Origin of the sequence: Porticoccus sp. W117, from assembly GCF_030341905.1 — a bacterium.
In the GTDB taxonomy this organism is placed as follows: domain Bacteria; phylum Pseudomonadota; class Gammaproteobacteria; order Pseudomonadales; family Porticoccaceae; genus SCSIO-12696.
In genome coordinates this window covers 1-20,083 of the sequence record NZ_JATAAF010000022.1, presented here as the reverse complement: position 1 = coordinate 20,083, position 20,083 = coordinate 1, and the positions used below count along the sequence as shown (strand labels likewise).

The following is a 20,083-nucleotide window of genomic DNA, read 5'->3' as shown; positions in this document are numbered from 1 at the left end:
GCCTCGTAATCAAAGGGAGTTTACAAATGAATAGGTCTATTCAAACATTGTGTTATTTTCTGGCTGGCCTTTCTTTTTTAGGCGGGCTTTTAGATATATTTATCCAGCTCTTGGGTGATCAAGAAATACTGTGGCGAATTCCTCTGATTCTTATTGGCATTGGTGTTGGCATACCAATAATAATATTTCCGTTTTATGCTCCTGCTGATTCTAAAGAAGATTACGATGATAACGATTTATCTACCGTAGACTTGGATGGCCCAAGATTTATGGGGAGCTCAAGTGAAGGCGGGCATGTTTCAGGTGGTGGTGATTATGGTGATATGGATGGGTCGGATTAGTAAAGCAATATGTTAATTTCAAACACCCCTCAAACCTTGAGGGGTGCTTTGTTTACCAGAAGCGCTTTTACAAAAGGCTGCGCAATAACCACGCATTCTTCTCATGCAAACGCATTCTGTCCGATAAAAGCGCAGCACTGGATTCGTCGTCAGCGTCCTGGGCGATAGGCAGTCCCTGACGGCAGCTGCGCACTACCGCTTCGTTGGCTTCGGCCAGGATGCGCACCATTTCAAATGCCTCTGGAATCGTTTCCACTTCGTCGATAGTGCTCAACTGGGCAAATTGTTTGTAGGTGCCGGGGGCGGGGTAGCCCAGGGTGCGGATGCGTTCGGCGATTTCATCAACGGCGGCAGCTAATTCGGTGTACTGCTCTTCAAATTGCAGGTGCAACTCACGGAAGTGAGGCCCGGTGACGTTCCAGTGAAAGTTGTGGGTCATCAGGTAGAGGGTGTAACTGTCTGCTAATACCTGGCTGATGCTCTGGGCGATTTTCTGGCGGGCGCTGTCGTCAATACCGATATTGACTTGCTGCGGGTTGCTGGTGCTCATGGTGTTCCCCTAAGTGGTGTAATTGCTTGAGGGGAATTATGGGTGTGATGGAAGTTGGTGTGAAATTTATTGTTTGGATTGTATTGATAGTCAACTGCTATTTTTGGGCAGGTGTCATCCTGAGGAGCCCGGAGGGCGACGTGAGGATCTCAGAGCTTGCAAGTTGTGAGATCCTCACGTCGGCTAAGGCCTCCTCAGGATGACAGCGTAAACGCTGTCAATTATGCGCGTGCAGCGCCTCATTCAGCTCAATGGCTGATTGATTGGTCAGGCATTCGATGGCGCCGCTGATGGAGTTGCGGCGGAACAGCAAGTCGGTTTTGCCGGCCAGGTCACGGGCTTTGGTTTCTGCAACAGGCTGGCGGTTGTCGTCCAGCATCACCACTTTGGTGCCAGCCGTAATGTAAAGCCCCGCTTCTACGGTACAACGATCACCCAAGGGGATACCGATACCGGCATTGGCACCGACCAGACATTCTTTGCCCACTGAAATAACAATATTGCCGCCGCCGGACAGGGTACCCATAGTGGAACAGCCGCCGCCCAGGTCGGAGCCCGCGCCGATAAACACACCGGCGGAAACCCGGCCTTCGATCATGTTGGGGCCTTCGGTGCCAGCGTTAAAGTTGACGAAACCTTCGTGCATCACCGTGGTGCCTTCGCCGATATAGGCGCCCAGGCGTACCCGCGATGTGTCGGCAATACGCACACCTGCGGGTACTACGTAGTCGGTCATTTTCGGGAATTTGTCGATGCAGTTAACGCTGATGGGGTTGCCAGCCAGCCGCGCCTGCAGTTGTCGGGCAGGCAGCTCATCGATATCGATGGCGCCCTGGTCGGTCCAGGCGACATTGGCCAGCAGGCCAAAAATGCCACTGAGGTCTGTGCCGTGGGGTTTTACCAGGCGGTGCGACAGCAGGTGCAGTTTCAGGTAGCCCTCTGCAGCGCTTTGTGGGGCCGCGTCGGTTTCCAGTGCCACCACAACCGCAGGGCGACCACTTTGTTGGATGGCGTCGGCGATGTCGGCCTGGGCGGTTTCGCCGCTGGCGCGCAATTCGGCAGCCAGAGATGACAGCTGTGCGCTGCTGGCTTCAATGGTCTGGTTGCCACCATCGTAGCCCAGGGTTTTGTTGGCGGCTGCCGCCAAAGACTCATTGGCATTGAGCAGCGGTTGCTGAAAGTAAACTTCCAACCAGTCGCCTTTGCTGTTTTTAGTGCCTGCGCCCAGGCCAAAGCTATAGAGTGTGGTCACGAAGGTACCTCTTGAGAAATGAAATGGTTAAGAACTGAAATGGTCTTGGTAGGTTTCAGGCTTAAAGCCCACCAGTAGCTCGCCGTTGTTGTCTAACACCGGTCGTTTGATCAGGGTAGGGTGTTCAACCATGGCGTTGATGGAGGAGTTGGCGTCCATGGTGGCGCGCTCTGTTTCGTCCAGTTGTTTCCAGGTGGTACTGCGCTTGTTCACCAAAGTTTCCCAGCCCAGTTGTTGTGACCAGTCAGTAACCTGATTTGCGGTCAGGCCATCGACGCGAAAATCGTGAAAGCGATAATCTATGCCGTTTTCTTCCAGCCAGCGGCGGGCCTTTTTGACGGTATCGCAGTTGTTGATGCCATAGAGTGTGATCACGGAGTTTCCCGGCTGGGTTGTAGGTGTTAGTTGAGGGGGCGAAGCATAGCAAAACTGGGAAATCTGGCAATTGCTGAGCGCGTTTTTACCGGCCTGGTTATCTGTGCAACGGAATGAGACGATCGTCTTGTCCACAATTGCCCTTGTCATTTAAAGCCATTTATATGAAGTTGCCGTAAGTCATTGATTGTTGTCATCTATGCAGTTAAGTGACTGATTTTAAAAGATAAACGTTTTGTCTAAAAAATGACCATTCTGTGACAAAGCCAATCATTGTGTGGGGTCGATGAAATTTTAAAAGCGGAATCCACAGAGTTATCCACAGATATCGTGGATAACTTTGCCCTCTTTTGGGGTAGTTATCTGTGCTGGCCCATAAGCGTCATCCATATGTCACAGAGTTGTGCTCACAATAACCCGGAAACGATTGACAGAAATTCGGTGAATAAATGAAACAGTTGATTCTGGTACGCCACGCAAAGTCCAGTTGGGCGGATGAAAGTTTGCGCGATATTGAGCGCCCATTAAATAAGAGAGGCTTGCGCAATGCTCCGGAAATGGGGCATCGCCTGGCCGCTGCAAATGTTGCCGTAGAGCGCCTTTACAGCAGCCCTGCGGTTCGCGCCCAGCACACCGCTGAATTGATCGCCGGTGAATTGGGTTTTGCCGCTGAGCAGATTGAAACCCTGTCGTCGCTGTACACGTTTAATTATGAAGAACTGCTCAGCCTGGTACGCAGCCTGGATGATGATTGCGACCGGGTAATGCTGGTGTGCCACAACCCGGCCATTACCGATCTGGTAAATTTTCTGGCGTTGAGCCACCTGGGCAATATCCCCACCGCCGGTGTGGCGACTTTGCATATTCAGCATAACAACTGGGCGGAAACCAGTGCTGGCAGTGCTGAGTTGGTGGAGTTTGACTATCCTAAAAAAGAATCCTAAGAACGAGAGCCCTAAAAAAGACAGCTGACAGGGTGCAGATTACGCCCTACGCTTCCGTCACCCTGAGGAGCGCAGCGACGTGAGGGTCTCACAGGTTGATAGTTATGAGATCCTCACGTCGCTGCGCTCCTCAGGATGACATTTTCTAGGCTTTTCTGGTTTTCTTCGGACTCTTACGGTTAGGGTAGCAGGTTGTGCAAATGGGGCAGACCGTGCCGTCGCAGCCTCGGGCGGTGCAGTATTCGCGGCCGTAGAAAATAATCTGTAGGTGCAGGGCATTCCAGTGGTCACGGGGGAATAGCCGCTTTAAGTCCTTTTCCGTCTGCGCGACACTCTTACCGTTAGTCAATCCCCAGCGCTGTGCGAGCCGGTGGATATGGGTATCCACTGGAAACGCCGGCACCCCAAAGGCCTGCGACATCACCACACTGGCGGTTTTATGACCGACGCCGGGCAGTTTTTCCAGTTCGTCCATATCCGCCGGTACGTCACCATCGTGCTCGTCTAACAGTATTTGCGACAGCTTGGAGATTGCTTTTGACTTCTGCGGCGCCAGCCCACAGGGACGGATAATCTGGTAGATATCATCCACCGGCACCTGTGCCATATCCTGAGGGTTGTCGGCTCTGGCGAACAGAGTTGGGGTGACCTGATTAACTCGCTCGTCAGTGCACTGGGCGGATAACAGCACAGCCACCAGCAAGGTGTACGGGTCTGTGTGGTCCAGAGGAACTGGCTGCTCAGGGTAGAGCCGATTCAGCTCATCGAGAATATAGTCAACCCGTTCTTTTTTTAACACAGCGATACCTGCATGCGGTCGACAAAGTCGGCGATGTCCTGGGCTGCCTGGCGACACTCCTCAAGAGGTGCGACCAGGGCGATGCGCAGGTAGCGCTCACCGGGATTACCCCCAGCGCTATTGCGAGCCAGAAAAGAGCCGGGCAGTACGGTAATACCGGTGTTGGCAAATAGCTGGCGAGTGAACTGCTGATCATTCAGGGGTGTGCAGTCAGGTACTTTGGCCCACAGGAAAAAGCCAGCTTCCGGTTTTTGAACGCCGAGTTTGCCCGCCAGTATGGGCAGCACCGCATCAAACTTTTCCCGGTACAGGCGGCGGTTTTCTACCACATGCTGCTCGTCATTCCAGGCGGCAATGCTTGCTTGCTGCACCGGCAGCGACATGGCACAGCCGTGGTAGGTGCGGTAGAGCAGGAATTTCTCAATCAGAGTTTGGTCGCCGGCCACAAAACCGGAGCGCAACCCCGGCAGGTTAGAACGCTTTGACAGGCTTTGGAAAATCACGCAGCGGCGGTAGTCGTGGCGCCCCAGTGCGGCGCAGGCTTGCAGCAGGCCAACCGGCGGCTGGTTTTCGTCCAGGTAGATTTCCGAATAGCACTCGTCGCTGGCGATCACAAAGTCGTAGGTATCTGCCAGCTCGATCAGTTTTTGCAGTTGCTGCAGCGACAGCACTGCGCCGGTGGGATTGCCGGGAGTGCAGATATAGAGCAGCTGGCAGCGCTGCCAGACGGATTCTTCTACTTGATCAAAGTCGGGGATAAAACGGTTTTCTGGATCGCAATTCAGAAAGTAGGGTTCCGCCCCTGCCAACAGTGCCGCGCCTTCGTAGATTTGGTAGAACGGGTTGGGCATTACCACCAGCGGTGCTGCTTGCTGGCGATCAACTATTGCTTGGGCAAAGGCGAACAACGCTTCACGAGTACCGTTTACCGGCAAAATCTGTTGCGGGTCGATGGCCTGCAACTGAAAGCGTTGGCACAGCCACTGGCTGATGGTGTTGCGCAGTTCATCGCTACCCTTGGTAGCCGGGTAGTTGCCCAGGCCAGCCAGGGAATTGGTAAGTGCCTGCAACACAAATTCCGGCGCAGCATGTTTGGGTTCGCCGATGGAGAGCGTCACTGGATTGCAGTCAGTGGGAGGTTGTACCCCTTGCTTCAATGCTGCCAGGCGTTCAAAGGGGTAGGGCTGTAGTTTGTCCAGGTCGGGATTCATAAACAGATTTTTTGTGCGACAAAGAGCGCAGAATTATACCGAAGAAGGGTACAGGTTACAGGACGCGCTGCGCGCTACAGGGGGACTCTGTAGGCTGTAGGGCGAAGCCCGTCCTGTAAGCAGGCACAGCCTGCGTGCTGTCACCTTTTTCATATCTGAGAGTCGATTCGCTGGCGAATATTCTGTTGTAGTAACTCACCCAGCTCCGGATCGGTAATGGGTTGGTTATTCAGGTCGCTGATGTAAAAGACATCCTCCACTCTTTCTCCCAAGGTACTGATCTTGGCGTTTTGCACACGAATACCCAGCTCCACAAAAATACGTCCGATCAGTGCCAGCAGCCCGGAGCGGTCGGCAGTGGTGACTTCCAGAATGCTGTAATCGCCGCTGGGTGGCTGGCTTAATTTAGTGGTGGTGGCGACCGGGAACTGTTTGAGACGGCGGGAGGTGCGGCGGCTGACTACCTCGGAATAGCTGTCCAGCAGTTGCAGTTCGGTGAGTATGGTTTCGCGAATTCTGCGGTAATGTTCCGGGTCACTGGTAATGGGCTGGTGGTTGTGGTCCAGTACGTAAAAAGTATCCAGAGTGTAATTGTCGCTGGAGTTGTACAGCCGTGCCCCCTGAATATTGAGCCCAAGTTGATCCAGTGCCGCGGCCATGGCAGCAAACGAGTTGTCCCGATCGCGGATGCGGATAAATATTTGCGTGGCGCCCTCGGTGGCACTGCTGTCCACGGATTTGATCAGCACCATAGGCTGGTCGTTGTCGTACTGCTGAATGGCCTCGGTGTGCCAGGCAATGTCGGTGGCAGTTTCCCGCAGGAAGTAGTCGTCCCCCAAGGTGTTCCAGAGGATAGATACCTGTTCTTCGCTCAGTTTGCCGTGCAGTTTTTGCAGCGCCTGGGCGCGGTTGTCGGCAATGCGTTGTTGCTGATCCAGGGTATCGTCCTTACCCCGTGCCAGGGCGCGGCTGGTTTCGTGGTACAGCTGGTTCATCAGGCTCGCCTTCCAGCTGTTCCACAGTTCCGGATTGGTAGCGTTAACGTCTGCCACAGTCAGTACGTAGAGCATATCCAGGTAGCGCTGGCTACCAACTTTGCTGGCGAATTTGTTGATCACCTCCGGGTCGGAGATGTCTTCTTTTTGCGAGGTACGTGACATCAGCAGGTGACTTTCCACCAGCCATACCATCATGTCGCCGTCACTTTCTGCCAACGAGTGGCGGTTGGCAAATTCGCGCATATCCACCGCACCCAGCAGGGAATGATTACCGCCGCGACCCTTGCCGATATCGTGGTACAGGGCGGTGATCAGCAATAGTTCTTTGTCATCCATGGCCCTGTAAAGCTCGGCCGCCAGTGGGAATTGCTCTGCCGCTTTGTCGCGACTGAGGCGGCGGATGTTTTTCACCACTTGCAGTGTGTGTACGTCAACCGGATAGATATGGAACAGGTCGTGCTGCATCTGGCCGATGATTTGGCCGAACTCCGGCAGGTAAGTGCCAAGGATGCCGTAGCGGGTCATGCGCTGCAGGGTAGTGGACAGGCCGTAGGGTTGCCGAAACAACTCCATAAACAGTTGCTGGTTGCGGGGCTGGCTGCGGAATTTGTCGTCGATCAAGTGGCTGTGGGCCTGAATCTGGCGCACGGTGGTAGGGCGTATGCCGTCCACATCCAGCTTGGACAGGTGGATAAAAACTTCCAGCAGGGCGGAGGGGTGTTCGGAAAACACTTTTTTGTGAGTGGTTTCCAGCAGCTTGCCGCGTACCTGAAAACAGTCGTCAATGGAGGTAATGGCTTTTTGCTTGTTGCCGTCGACGATGGTTTCCTGCAGGTGACGCATCACCACTTCATTAATCAGACGCAGTTGCATCACGGTGCGGTAGTAGTCTTGCATAAACTGCTCCACCGCCAGGCGCTCGTTGTCCTGATAGCCGAACAGTTCTGCCAGTTGCCGCTGCCGATCGAAGTGCAGCACTTCTTGAGGGCGACCGGTAAGGTTATGCAGGGCAAAGCGCACACGCCACAGGAGTTCTTCCCCTTCCTGCAGGGCGCGGTATTCGCTGTCGCTAAACAGGGCTTTGCTGCGCAATTGTTCTCGGGATTCCACCTTGTAGTAGCGCTTCGCCACCCACATGATGGTCTGAATATCCCGCAGCCCGCCAGGGGATTTTTTGACGTTGGGTTCCAGGTCGTACTCGTTGATGCCGTGGCGCTGGTGGCGGGCGATCTGTTCGTCTCTTTTGGCCATAAAGAAATCTGCCGCTGGCCACAGCTTGCCGGGAGCCATCTGCTCTTGAAGCTGCTGGCGCCAACTCTCATCGCCGGCAATGGTGCGGGTTTCCATCAGGCTGGTGGCTACGGTGATGTCTTGTTTGGCGTGCTGTATACACTCTTTCAGGGTGCGCACACTGTGGCCGACATTGAGTTTCAAATCCCACAGCAGTTGCAGAAATTGCTCAATCAATTCTCGGTGGCGATTGCCTTTTTTGTCGCCGTGGAGCAATAGCAGATCAATGTCTGACTGCGGGTGCAGTTCACCGCGGCCGTAGCCACCAACGGCAATCAGGCTGATGTCATCGGGGAAGCCCAGTTGTTGCCAGGCCAGTGCTAGCAACTGATCGAAGAAGTGGGCGCGTTCGCTGATCAGGGTGCGGATATCCACACCGTCGCGGAATTGTTGTTCTTGCTGTTGCTGGTGGTGTTGTAACTCGGTGTTCAATGCTGCCAGCAGGTTGCCGTCGGCGAGATTCTGTTGGATGCGTTGCGTTTGCAGCACGGGTTAGAAGTTTTCTTCCGAGCGGGCGGTAAGCACCTCCACACCGTTGGCGGTCACCACCATGGTATGTTCCCACTGGGCCGACAGGCGGCCGTCGCGGGTAACCGCAGTCCAGCCGTCCGGTTTGATTTTGGTGTGGTAGCTGCCGGCATTGATCATGGGCTCAATGGTGAAGGTCATGCCCTCTGCCAGTGCCATGCCGGTACCGGGCTTGCCATAGTGTACGACTTGGGGGTCTTCGTGGAATTGGTCGCCAATGCCGTGGCCGCAAAAATCCCGCACTACAGAATAATAATTTTTTTCCGCGTGCTGCTGAATGATGTGGCCGATATCACCCAGCGTGGTGCCGGGCTTAACGATATCGATAGCTTTGTAAAGGCATTCCTGAGTTACTTGAACCAGCCGCTGGGCGTGTTCCGGTACCTTGCCCACCAGGAACATTTTGCTGGTATCGCCGTACCAGCCATCTTTGATCACGGTGATATCGATATTGATGATGTCGCCGTTCTTGAGCTTTTTACCGGGGCTGGGAATGCCGTGGCATACCACCTGATTGATGGAGGTGCAGATGGATTTCGGGAAGCCCTTGTAATTGAGGGGCGCGGGAATAGCCCCCTGCTCATTGACAATATAGTCGTGGCAAATGCGATCCAGTTCTTCGGTGCTGACGCCTGCCACCACATGGGGCTCAATCATCTCCAGCACTTCCGCCGCCAAGCGGCCGGCAACGCGCATTTTCTCAATTTGTTCAGGGGTTTTCAGAGTGACGGTCATGAGTGTTTAACGCAGTTTGGCAAAGCGGGGTAGTGTAGCGGAATTTGCGCTTGAAAGGGGGTGGAAATTTTGAGCGTCACCCCGATACCTCATGGTGCAGAAAGTTGGGGGTGTTCCCGTATATAGTAGGGGGAAACTAGATGTGAGGTCGGTTAGGCGAATTTCCGCATTAATATCTGTCAATGAAGCCACCAAGAGAATAAATCAATTATTTGTTAAAATTGATCTTAGCGAATCTGATTAAGAATGATGACTTAAGTGCTTTTCAGTAAGAAAAATAAGAAAAGATTGCTTTTCAGAATTACCGTTAAAAGAGGAAAGGGTGTTGAGTTTAAATAGATGAAAACTATTTATATCTTTAAATCAATAGCATAAGCATGACCTAAGAATCGAAAACGTAGCTTTTTCTCTTTAAATATAGTCTCTTTCTTAACATAAGCAGACCATCCCTGGCCCAGCGTTCACGGGTCTGTAGTGCGTTATTTAAAGCTCGGGAATGCAAATTGTGCCCCCTCGCGGATACCACCGGAAGGCCAACGCTGGGTGATCATCTTGCTACGAGTGTAAAAACGCACGGAATCCGGGCCATAAGCGTGTAGGTCACCAAATAGTGAGGCTCTAATAACCGGTAACCTAATTGGTCAGAAGCTGATTTTAAATGAATTTGTGGCATTTGTTGGTATGGTTGATGTACAGGAACAATTGTCTGAAAGAACATTGGCTACAGTGACTTTTGCCCTTTGTGGCTTTGCCAATATTGCTTCTGTTGCCATTCTCATGGGGGGCTTGGGTAGCTTAGTGCCAAATCGAAAGAAAGAAATTTCCAGTCAAGCAGTAAAAGTGATAGCTGCAGGGACACTTTCAAATATGATGAGTGCTTCAATAATAAGTTTGGTCTTTACCTTAAAGGGCTTGTAACGTATTTCAATGCTTAAAATCAGGTCAGGGATAAGTTTGTAGTTGATATGAAAATCAAAGAAAAGCTGGGTTATGCCAACGGCAATTTTGGGAAACAACTGCTGTTCGGTACCTTGGAATTTACCCTCTTATTCTATCTGACGGACATTTTGGGTGTTAATCCACTGCTGAGTGGGATCATTATCTTTCTGTCATTGGTGCTGGATGCGCTGCTTGACCCTGTTATTGGCGCGTGGATCGAGCGCCATAAGGTGCGTTATGGTACCTACATCTTTATTGGTTCAATTGCTTATTCTCTATCATTCATAGCTTTGTTTTCGCTGGCAATTTTGGGGTGGAATTGGGTGCCAGTGCTGTGTCTGGTTTTAGCAGTTATTCGCGCTTCTTACACCTTGATAGATGTGCCGCACAATGCGTTTATTTCCAAGCTGTTTGCTGATGGTGACGAACGCACCCAGGTTTCCGCATACCGATTTTTCTTTAGCTGTATTGCTTCTATGACAGTTGCTCTTGCTGTTACGCCCATATTAAGCGGAGACACAACTCAAGATGAGGCACGAAATTTCTTCCACTTTGCCTTAATTGCTGGATTTTTATCATTTTTGTCATTGTCATTGGTGTCAAAAGTCGCAATTAATCATGAGGTGATCCCATCAAGGGAAAGAAACAGTCAAGGTTTCAAAGAATATTTTTCAAATTTACTAATATTGTTGCGGGAGAATAAGCCTTTTCAGTTACTTCTTGGAGTGTTTTTTCTTACTGGTGCCTGCAGTCCTGCCTTAGCTAAAGGGATGACATATTTTGCCAAGTATTATTTGTCTGAGGAATCATTATCTGGCTTGTTTCTTGCTTCCATTATCGCTGGACAGATGTTGTCATTACCATTATGGGTAAAGATGTCAGCAAGATTCGAAAAGAAAGTCGCCCTTAAATCTGGACATGCACTACTGTTTCTTTCATCAGGGCTCTTTTTTATACTTGCTGAAAATTCCACAATATTATTGATCCTTGCATTTTTGGCTGGGGTCGCAAACGGCGCTATATATATGCTTATATGGTCATTGCTTGCGGATGTAGTAGATTTTCAGCACTACCATTCCAAAATTAGAAATGAAGCCATCGTGTTTGCATTCTCAATAATGATAATGAAGGTAGGTCTAGGGGTTGGAAGTGTCATTCTAGGATGGATACTTGACGTCATTGGGTATAACCCTGGCGAAAAAATATCTGAACAAGTAACCAGTAACATGGCTTTATTTATTTGCTTGATTACAGCTGTAGGATCGTTACTTTGTTATATGATTCTTTCGAAATATCGAATAGACAGAAAAATGCAGAAAAAAATGGCTCGAGCTATAAAGACATATCGATGAGATTAATCGGTATGCAAAAAGCACTCTCGATAGATTGGTATTAATGCAGCGCCATAAACACCTGCGCGCGCCCCCATTTCTGTGCATACAATCTCGGAGTAAGGTAATAAGTCTTCAACTGGAGCGAATGTTTTTGCATTAACGGACTTGGCCAAGTGTTGAAGTATATTCAAAGGTAGCCTTCCACCAACAATAATTGCTTGCAAATCCAATAGTCGGGCAATTTGATATAATTTCTCTTGTAGTTGAGCGGCCGCTCGATCAAGCCACATATTGATATCTTCGCAGTTTTCTTCGTATAACTTGCCAAGTTCGGAGAATCCTTTTGCGTGAATATCTTGTCGATTAAGGAATTCAAGTAAATTTTGACCTGAGGGCCGGATGTTAACAAATGAAGGAAACTGAACACCAATAAGCCCGGCGTTACCGTGCTGACCTCTATAGAGCTTATGATTTATCGCCAATCCACTGCTGACACCGTATCCGATGTATAAACTTAAGAACTCTCTTTTGTCTCTTCCTACACCTGCAAGTAGTTCACAGAGCGCTGAGCAGTTGGCGTCATTTTCAATATAAATGGGTAATTTAAAGAACTGTTTGAAATGCTTTTCTATATCTAAATTTTTAAGGGCAGGAAAATAAGAGTGAGCGGTAATGGTATGGCCGTCAGCCATAAAATCCCCCGGAACGGACACTCCAATTCCAATTAGGCTTTTCTTTGAAATGTTGTGTTTTGATAAAAGATCATTGAGGGCATGGAGGGCATGATCTTCGATTTGCTCAGCAGTGGGTTTTTTGATTTTTTCTGAGTGGCTATCCAGCCAACTGCCGTCAAAATTTACTAATGCAACTTCAAGGCGATTATGGGTGAAATTAATCCCAGCAGAATAAAGTGCACCCTTGCGAATAAATAATTGCTTTATAGGGGGGCCGCGACGTCCTGACTTGTCAGCTTGTTCATCAATAAGCTGCTGGCTTTCCATGGAGGCTAGCAGGCGAGTCACTGTGGTCGGTGTAGAGCTTAATAGGGTTACAAGGTCACTTCTAGAGGTGCCAGGCTGCTTGAAAATCAGTTCAAACGCCATCTTTGCACTATGTGACAAGTTTAAAGTAACCATTTTATTTTTTTAAAGCCTTTTATGTTTCATTTGAGTCGGTAAGCCATTGTATGCCAAAGAGTTTTAATTGGCAGTATGTGCAGTAACTCGAACCAAGTATATATCCTAAATGAAATTATATTGCCATATATGTGTAATATATTTGACTTTTTAGGCTGTTTCATGAGAAATAATCAATTTATATTTGCAAATAGAAAATAAAGTACGATAATGAATGATCTCTCAAGGGGGTTGAGAGTCATTTTTATGAGTAAAGGCAGTTAGTTCGGTTCAACATGAATAGGGTGAAAGTAATGTATACAAAGAACAAACTTGTTGTTGGTGTGTTACTGGGGATGGTATCGATTTCAGGTGCTGGCAGCCTGTATGCCGCGGAAGGCCAGCCCAAGGTAGAAGAAGATGCGGTATCTGAAGAGATTGTTGTTACGGCCAGGCCAGGTAGTACTGAAAGTTTGGCTAATATCAAGCTGGAATCAGAAGGAATTGTAGATTCGTTGACCTTTGAGCAAATTGCTCGCCTACCAGATACATCGTTGGCCGAAGTCCTAGACCGAATTGTTGGTTTGAGTTCAGATGTGGGGTTTAACAGCTCTCAAGCGCGTACTGTGTCAACTCGTGGATGGGACTCCCGATACAACAGTGTGAGTATTGATGGCAACCCAGTTTGGAACTCAAGCCGAAACAATCGTGGTACGCAGCTGGATGTATTTCCATCCTCTGTAATTGACCAGGTCGATGTGAGTAAGTCTATCTTGCCAGAGCACGACGCAAACTCCGTTGGTGGACATCTGGAAATGAGGACATTGCGCGCGTTCGATGGTGGCACAGATACTGTTTTTAAGGTTAACGGTGCATTTGGCTCATTTGACCAGTCTGGCATTCCGGAGGGCGATAAAACTCCTTACAAAGTTGATGCAGCCGGTTCCTTTACCTTTGGATCTGACAATCAGTATGGGGTTGTGTTGGGTGTGGACCTTCAGCAACAAGAATTGTTTGACATACACAATGAAGTGTCTGGGTATTCTGAGGTGGGTGACCTCAGTATTCCCAATGGTTTGCTAAATCAGGGTGCTTACCAGTCTACTTTCGATCGCCAGAGCTTTTATGCAAAACTGGAAGCGCGTGAAACAGATTCCCTGTATGCATTCGCCGCTGTAAACCTCTTTAAAGAAGATCGTTTTGACACATTTAATGATACGGGAATATTTGTCTCAGCAGGCAATGTTACTAACGCAACCAGTAATACTGGCGATTTTACTGGTGGTGCAGCAGTTATTCAGTTTGAAGAATTTAACCTGGATCGAGACACATTCCAGCTTTCGACTGGCGTAGATTACCGTATTGGTGATGTATCTTCTGTTGAATTTAGGGCGGGGTACACAAACTATGACCACAATGAGTTTTTTAACCGCTCCACGCAATGGCGGACATTCAATCTAAGTGGTAGTTATAACATCAGTGATGATACCCCTCAGGTGCTTCTGGATCAGGCATCACTGGCATCCCTGACGCCTGATAATCTTCAAGCCAGAACCAATCGCGGCTTTGATTTCCTGATTCCACATGAGGACGATGTTTATAGCATCAGTGGTATCTATCGATACAATTCGCACAGTAGTTCAGAAGGGTTCGGTGCTACGGCTGGATTCCTGTGGCGGAGAATGGAAAGGAACTTTGATCAGACTTTCATTTCAATTGGCTTACCCAGCGATACCGCTGCTACAACATTGGGTGATGTATTTAATACAAGTACCCAAGGCGCCGGAATTCCCCTGTTCTTTGCCGACAGGCAAGCCTATCGATCTGCAATTACCGAAACATCTCGTGATGAAGCCCTGACGTCTGATTACGACCTCCAAGAAGATGTAACCGCGATTCATGGCGCATTACTATACGATTTCGGTCAACTGAGGTTGCAAGCTGGTGTTCGTGTAGAGCGTACCGATTATGAAAATCAGACTGCCAACACGGTTAATGGGGTCGTAACACCAGTATCTCCTTCTCTACAGTACACTGATGTATTGCCAAATTTTCATGCATTGTATGAGCTTAGCGATAATATCAGGCTGAAGTTCTCGTACTCGGAAGCAATTGCTAGACCGGACTTTAGTGACTTTGCATTCGGTCAAAACCTAAGTTTTGATGGGTTAGGCAACCCTGTCATTCAAGGTACTAACCCTAATCTGGAAGCGCGGGAAGCGCAAAAACTGGACGCTGCAGTAGAATACTATCTCGAAGATGGCTTTGTCTCTCTGTCTCTGTTTAGTACAGATTTGGATGATGAAATATTCAATCAAAGAGTAGAAACAAGAGACGAGAACGACATCGTAATTCTCACTGAAATATTCCCGCTGAACAATAGCTCTGGTACTTCTAAAGGAGCTGAAGTCAATTTTGTTAAAAACAGCTTTGAGGCCTTAGAGGGTACTGCTCTGGCTGGATTGGGCGTGAACTTCAATTACACCTATATAGACGGTGAATGGAATGTGACCTTTACAGATGGCACAACTCGCACTGTTGATGGGCTACGTAATCAGCCTCGTTGGCTGGGTAGTTATCAAGTGAACTACGAGCTGGATAAATTTTACGCTAGTCTCACTTGGAGACCTCGAGGTCGTACATTTACAGGCAGCTTTGGTGCAACGCCAGAGACTGACCGGTTTATCGATGACTTTGATCGGCTGGATTTAACATTATCTTATGATGTATCTGAAAACTTACAGGTGTATGTACAGGGTAAAAACCTCACTGATAGCTTTTATATCGAGCAGAACAGGTTGAATGATACTTTACGAGCGGCATCAAATGCTGGCCAACAATTCTGGTTTGGAGTCAAATACAACCTGTAAATGATTGCTAACTAGTAGCATCCTAAAGGAATTGCAAGAGCAAGGACGCTCACTTTTCTTAAGTGAAATAATCCTTCAATTGGAAGATAGATGATTTTCTCTCGATTTATACCAACATTAGCCTTATTGGTAGGAGGTTCACTTGTACAAGCTGGTGAATTCCCCGAGCTATCTAATCTACGTTTAAATCAACTTCAATATATATCCACACACAACTCATATCATATCGAGCCTGAACAAACAGTAGATCTGATTCTGTTAGCAGAAAAGTACGGAGATGGAACAGAGTGGCATTCAAAGCGCCTAGTGCGTTCCTTGACATATACGCATTTTCCTCTGGAGGCTCAATTAGATCTTGGTATACGTTCTTTTGAGATTGATTTGTATGCGGATCCTGAAGGAGGCCGGTACTCAGATCCAGGCATATTGAACAGTATTCGAAAAAAAGGCCTGATACCGAAAACAGCTTATGATCCTGATGACCAAATGGTTGAACCAGGATTTAAAGTTTTACATATGCAGGATATAGACGTTCGTAGTCACTGCATGACTTTCTTGAATTGTCTTTCGATCATCTCTGACTGGTCGATAAATAACCCTGAACACCTTCCTATCATTATTCAGCTTGAGGCAAAAGAAGGTGCTCGCAAACCAGTTGATAAACATTACACGCCGGTTGAAGCATTAGAGTTTAGCCCAGATCTTTGGAAAGATGTGGAAAAAGAAGTACTAACGGTATTTCCGAGAAAAAAACTACTTACCCCAGGAGATTTGATTGGGCAATTTTCGGGTCTAAAGGAAGCTGTCGTGGAAAACGGATGGCCCAAAGTCAAAGATCTAAGAGGCAAGGTTTTGTTTCTATTGATACATCCTGGGAAGGAGACAAATAGATATCTGGGTGATGATAGGTCACTCAAGACTAAATTATTTTTCGCCAATCACGGAAACGATAGCAGTAAATATTCCACATTTATGATGTTTACAAAGCCGCAAAAACCTAAACACAGAAATCAGATTAATCGTTATGTAAAAAAAGGATTTTTGGCTTATACCCGCGCTGATGCAAACACTGAAGAATCGAGGCGGAATGACACGCGGCGTAAAGAAAAGGCATTTGCTAGTGGTGCTCAAATAGTCAGTACTGACTACCCATACCCGGATTATCGCTTTTCCAACTATAAGGTTCAGTTTCCAGGAGGAGTGTTTGTCCGTTGTAATCCCGTTACTGCGAAAGATGAGTGTAAGAGTTCTAATTATTAAACAGATTCTTTGATTTAAACATGTAAAAAATTAAAACCGGGTTAATGAATATGAATAAGATATTGGCAATTTTTATTGTGTGTTTGTTGCCAGCATGTACATCTCAGTACAAATCACAGCTGGTGCCCACCAGCACAAATCTTACTAAAAAAGAAAAAATAGGTGTTGTCGCTCATCGTGGATGCTGGACTCATGCACCGGAAAATAGCGTGAAATCTATCGAAAATTGCTCCCGTTTGGGAGTGGAAATGGTAGAGATTGATGTGCAGCTGACTAAAGATGGTGAACTAGTTGTATTCCATGATAAGACGCTTGATCGTATGACAGGAGTTTCTGGAACGATTTATGAAAAAACATTGGGTGAGTTAAGGCAGCTCTATTTATACGAAAGAGATGGTTGGCCTAATCACTTGATCAGACAGCCAGTCAAAACCATGCACAGAATTGCAACTTTAGAGGAAATATTCACTGCCACAAAAGGGAAGATGAAAATTAATCTGGAGATTAAATCTTATAAATACAGCGTTGAAGAAACATTTAATGCAGCTGTGGACATGGCAAAAAGGATGGGGGTAGAAAATGATGTTTGGTGGAAAGTAAAAGATGGAAAAAATCATTCAGCAGACTTATTAAAGACTTTAGATTTTCAGAACCTGACAGATGTGACGCCTATTTTAAGGCCCAAAAAATACACATTCCAAGAGCAAATCAGAGAATTCTCTCGTCTTGATATTGGTAGTTTGGAACTGGTAACCAGTGATTTAAGTTACTGGCCTTTGGATGACAAAGGAAAAATTCTCAATAGCGATCAATTTATTTATATGGGTATTGCTGTATTGCCTAGGTGGTGTGGTGGTCTAGCTGATGAGGTGGCTCTATCCGACCCTGATGCCTCATGGGGTAAATTGGCAGAGATGGGTTTTGATTTAATTATGACGGATCGTCCGGAGCAGTTGATTGACTACTTGGAAGTGTCTGGTTACAGGTAAGGACGGAGAAATGAAAAAAGAAGCTATCTCAAACACATTCAACGAAGTATTAGAACGACGCCTGTCACGCCGTACAGCCTTGAAGGGCATGCTAGGTACAACTTCCTTAGTTGCTGGTGCTACAGGGATTGGAGTCTTGGCAGCCTGCAAACCCAATAAAGAAAATATTGTATCGCCACCACTGGAATTTCAAGAGCTACCTCACGGATATGACACAACACACCATGTTGCACCTGGATATAGTGCAGATGTATTGATTCGATGGGGTGATCCCTTGTTGGCTGAAGCGCCAGATAACTTCAGCGGTGGCGCTATAGATGCCGAGAGTCAAAAGAAACAGTTTGGCTACAATAATGATTTTATTGGATTTCAGCCGTTACCAATTGGATCGAATAATTCGGATCACGGCCTTCTTTGTGTTAATCATGAATATACGACTTCTCATCTTATGTTTCCCAATGTCAAGGCACTCGATACTCAGCGTGAATCTACTATTGAAGAAGTTGATATTGAAATGGCAGCTCATGGACATTCTGTTATTGAAATTAAAAAACAAAATGGCCGATGGTATTTAGTTGATGGAAGTAAATATAACCGACGTTTAACTGCAAACACAGAGATGGAAATAACAGGTCCTGCAGCTGGTCACCATAGACTGAAAACAAGTGAAGATCCAACTGGTCGAAAAGTATTAGGCACACTTGCAAATTGTGCCGGTGGAGTAACCCCGTGGGGAACGATTTTGATCGCAGAAGAGAATTTCCAGCTCTACTTTGATGGCGATCAGGTGAAAGCAGATGAGAAAGCACCGGGTGAACGCAGAGGATACGGCTTATTTAACGCTGGTTACTATCAGTACAGGAATCATGACCCAGATCTTACTGAGGAAGAGTTAGCGAACCAACAACCTGAGCTTAAAGGCAAAAGGGCCTTTTATCGTTGGGCTGATCATTACGATCGGTTCAATATTGAGAAAGAGCCGAGGGAGATCAATCGCTTTGGGTGGATGGTGGAATACGATCCTTATAACCCTGAATCTATTCCAAAAAAGCGTACTGCACTTGGGCGATTTGCCCATGAAGGAGCCACTATTGTTGCTGAGCATGGCAAGCAAGTGGTTGCGTATTCTGGTGATGACGGCAAGAACCAATTTATTTATAAGTTTGTATCTAAAAGTAAGTACGACAAGCACAACCGCTCGGCTAACATGGAATTATTAGCTGAAGGTGACCTATTTGCTGCTAAGTTCCACCCTACAGGGGTTGGCGAATGGTTAAAGGTCGAGCTTCAAGAAAGCGGGTGGGCAAGCCCTGCATTTACCAAATTGAAAGATCAAGCAGAAGCCTTGATCGAAGCGCGGTTGATCGCCCGACTTTTAGGGGCTACAGCAATGGATCGACCAGAAGATATCGAGACAAATCCGCTTACCGGGCGTACTTACGTGATGTTAACTAACAATAGTGCACGTTCTCCAGAAACTACAGACCCGGCAAATCCCAGAGCAGATAACCGCTGGGGGCAAATTGTAGAGATACTGCCACCAGGAGTGGATGGTGATCGTGATCACCTGGCACCCCATTTCCAATGGGAAATGTTTCTGCTCGCTGGCGACCCCAATCACCCAAATGGCGGCAAACGGGGCCGTTACCACAAAGATGTGAGCAAAGATGGTTGGTTTTCAAACCCCGACAATGTGGCTTTTGACCCTGATGGCCGTATGTGGATAAGTACAGATGGCTTCCCCAAAAATCTTACTCCTGAAGGATTAGATGCACCGGTCCACGATGGTATTTGGGCATGTGAAACGACGGGCGAAAACAGAGCATTGACCCGTCATTTTTTTGGGTGTCCTGTAGGCGCAGAAATGTGCGGCCCTTGTTTTACTCCTGATGGTGAATCGTTTTTTGTTTCAGTTCAACACCCTGGGGACACTCCTGGGAGCGATTACAGCAATCCCTCAACCCGGTGGCCTGATTTTGAACCAAATAATCCACCACGCCCATCAGTTGTCGCAATAACTAAAAAGGGAGGGGGTAAGATTGGCTAAAAGTAACTTGACAAAATGAGCTAGTAACTGATGACAGGTTGAAGTCTCAATTGCTATAGCTATACCGCAATAGAAGGATAAATGCTGTGATTAGTTCAATTAGTAACTATAGATATAGATACACTGCAATTTTAATATTGTGTCTTCTAGCCGTTAAGGCTCAACCCATTGTTGCTGATAGTCATCCTTCAATTGAAGATTATGGGATGCTTCCGTCATTCCGCTCTTTAACTCTTTCTCCTGATGGAGAGCATCTAGCTTATATTCGTCGACAAGGAAAGCAAGAATTTCTGGTGGTGTTTGATAGAAAAGCGAAGAAAATGGTGGCAGGTATTAATGTTACTGCCAACAAAGCAAGATCTGCAGAGTTTATTTCTAAGGAACATCTGATTAATTGATAATGCAGTGCCAGTTTCTGCAATTCAAAAATTCAGGTGCTCGTTTTCTCCAAATTTTGCGTAAATAACTCGATATTTACGCACTTTTTGCCTTGCTGAGGGGGGCTC

The 20,083-nt window shown here is 47.6% G+C and carries 17 protein-coding genes; 9 read left to right on the top strand and 8 right to left on the bottom strand.

What is annotated here, in order from left to right; all coding sequences use genetic code 11:
• Positions 1 to 26: 26 nt before the first annotated feature.
• Positions 27 to 341, top strand: a complete 315-nt coding sequence (locus QSV34_RS12775) for a hypothetical protein (RefSeq protein ID WP_289155303.1) — start codon at positions 27 to 29, stop codon at positions 339 to 341.
• 67 nt (positions 342 to 408) lie between these two features.
• On the opposite strand, the gene QSV34_RS12770 is transcribed toward QSV34_RS12775, so the two are convergent.
• The 3 genes from QSV34_RS12770 to QSV34_RS12760 form a co-directional block, all read right to left on the bottom strand.
• Positions 409 to 891 (bottom strand): Dps family protein, encoded by a 483-nt coding sequence (locus tag QSV34_RS12770; RefSeq protein WP_289155301.1) that lies wholly within the window; start codon positions 889 to 891, stop codon positions 409 to 411.
• A 217-nt stretch (positions 892 to 1,108) separates the two neighbouring features.
• The gene (gene dapD / locus QSV34_RS12765; protein WP_289155299.1) at positions 1,109 to 2,143 is read right to left on the bottom strand and encodes a 2,3,4,5-tetrahydropyridine-2,6-dicarboxylate N-succinyltransferase; all 1,035 of its coding nucleotides are present in this window, start codon (positions 2,141 to 2,143) and stop codon (positions 1,109 to 1,111) included.
• A gap of 27 nt (positions 2,144 to 2,170) precedes the next feature.
• Positions 2,171 to 2,518, bottom strand: a complete 348-nt coding sequence (locus QSV34_RS12760; protein ID WP_289155297.1) for an ArsC family reductase — start codon at positions 2,516 to 2,518, stop codon at positions 2,171 to 2,173.
• A gap of 449 nt (positions 2,519 to 2,967) precedes the next feature.
• On the opposite strand from QSV34_RS12760, the gene QSV34_RS12755 reads away from it, so the two are divergent.
• Entirely contained in the window at positions 2,968 to 3,462 is a 495-nt protein-coding gene (locus QSV34_RS12755; RefSeq protein ID WP_289155295.1) for a SixA phosphatase family protein, read from the top strand.
• A gap of 145 nt (positions 3,463 to 3,607) precedes the next feature.
• On the opposite strand, the gene nth is transcribed toward QSV34_RS12755, so the two are convergent.
• From nth to map, 4 genes are all read right to left on the bottom strand, one after another.
• On the bottom strand, positions 3,608 to 4,261 hold the full coding sequence (gene nth, locus QSV34_RS12750; RefSeq protein ID WP_289155294.1) for an endonuclease III: 654 nt from the start codon (positions 4,259 to 4,261) through the stop codon (positions 3,608 to 3,610).
• Complete coding sequence (gene dapC, locus QSV34_RS12745; RefSeq protein WP_289155292.1) at positions 4,255 to 5,472, bottom strand: succinyldiaminopimelate transaminase; 1,218 nt, start codon at positions 5,470 to 5,472, stop codon at positions 4,255 to 4,257. The genes nth and dapC overlap by 7 nt, the downstream gene beginning before the upstream one ends.
• 149 nt (positions 5,473 to 5,621) lie before the next feature.
• On the bottom strand, positions 5,622 to 8,249 hold the full coding sequence (gene glnD, locus QSV34_RS12740; protein ID WP_289155290.1) for a [protein-PII] uridylyltransferase: 2,628 nt from the start codon (positions 8,247 to 8,249) through the stop codon (positions 5,622 to 5,624).
• 3 nt (positions 8,250 to 8,252) lie between these two features.
• Positions 8,253 to 9,023 carry a type I methionyl aminopeptidase gene (gene map / locus QSV34_RS12735; RefSeq protein WP_289155288.1) on the bottom strand — a complete coding sequence of 257 codons (771 nt, stop codon included), beginning with the start codon at positions 9,021 to 9,023 and terminating at the stop codon, positions 8,253 to 8,255.
• A gap of 621 nt (positions 9,024 to 9,644) precedes the next feature.
• On the opposite strand from map, the gene QSV34_RS12730 reads away from it, so the two are divergent.
• Both QSV34_RS12730 and QSV34_RS12725 read left to right on the top strand, forming a co-directional pair.
• Positions 9,645 to 9,941 carry a nucleoside transporter C-terminal domain-containing protein gene (locus QSV34_RS12730; protein WP_353738395.1) on the top strand — a complete coding sequence of 99 codons (297 nt, stop codon included), beginning with the start codon at positions 9,645 to 9,647 and terminating at the stop codon, positions 9,939 to 9,941.
• Positions 9,942 to 9,988: 47 nt separating this feature from the next.
• On the top strand, positions 9,989 to 11,314 hold the full coding sequence (locus QSV34_RS12725) for an MFS transporter (RefSeq protein ID WP_289155286.1): 1,326 nt from the start codon (positions 9,989 to 9,991) through the stop codon (positions 11,312 to 11,314).
• 2 nt (positions 11,315 to 11,316) lie between these two features.
• Here QSV34_RS12725 and QSV34_RS12720 read toward each other — a convergent pair whose 3' ends face one another.
• A complete protein-coding gene (locus QSV34_RS12720; protein WP_289155284.1) occupies positions 11,317 to 12,399 on the bottom strand; it encodes an ROK family transcriptional regulator in 1,083 nt (360 codons plus the stop codon).
• Positions 12,400 to 12,725: 326 nt separating this feature from the next.
• On the opposite strand from QSV34_RS12720, the gene QSV34_RS12715 reads away from it, so the two are divergent.
• From QSV34_RS12715 to QSV34_RS12695, 5 genes are all read left to right on the top strand, one after another.
• Complete coding sequence (locus QSV34_RS12715; RefSeq protein WP_289155282.1) at positions 12,726 to 15,281, top strand: TonB-dependent receptor; 2,556 nt, start codon at positions 12,726 to 12,728, stop codon at positions 15,279 to 15,281.
• A 90-nt stretch (positions 15,282 to 15,371) separates the two neighbouring features.
• Entirely contained in the window at positions 15,372 to 16,541 is a 1,170-nt protein-coding gene (locus tag QSV34_RS12710; RefSeq protein WP_289155280.1) for a Ca2+-dependent phosphoinositide-specific phospholipase C, read from the top strand.
• Between the two features lie 50 nt (positions 16,542 to 16,591).
• Positions 16,592 to 17,530 (top strand): glycerophosphodiester phosphodiesterase family protein, encoded by a 939-nt coding sequence (locus QSV34_RS12705; RefSeq protein WP_289155278.1) that lies wholly within the window; start codon positions 16,592 to 16,594, stop codon positions 17,528 to 17,530.
• A gap of 10 nt (positions 17,531 to 17,540) precedes the next feature.
• On the top strand, positions 17,541 to 19,577 hold the full coding sequence (locus tag QSV34_RS12700) for a PhoX family protein (protein WP_289155276.1): 2,037 nt from the start codon (positions 17,541 to 17,543) through the stop codon (positions 19,575 to 19,577).
• 86 nt (positions 19,578 to 19,663) lie between these two features.
• Positions 19,664 to 19,975 (top strand): hypothetical protein, encoded by a 312-nt coding sequence (locus tag QSV34_RS12695; RefSeq protein WP_289155274.1) that lies wholly within the window; start codon positions 19,664 to 19,666, stop codon positions 19,973 to 19,975.
• Positions 19,976 to 20,083 lie beyond the last annotated feature (108 nt).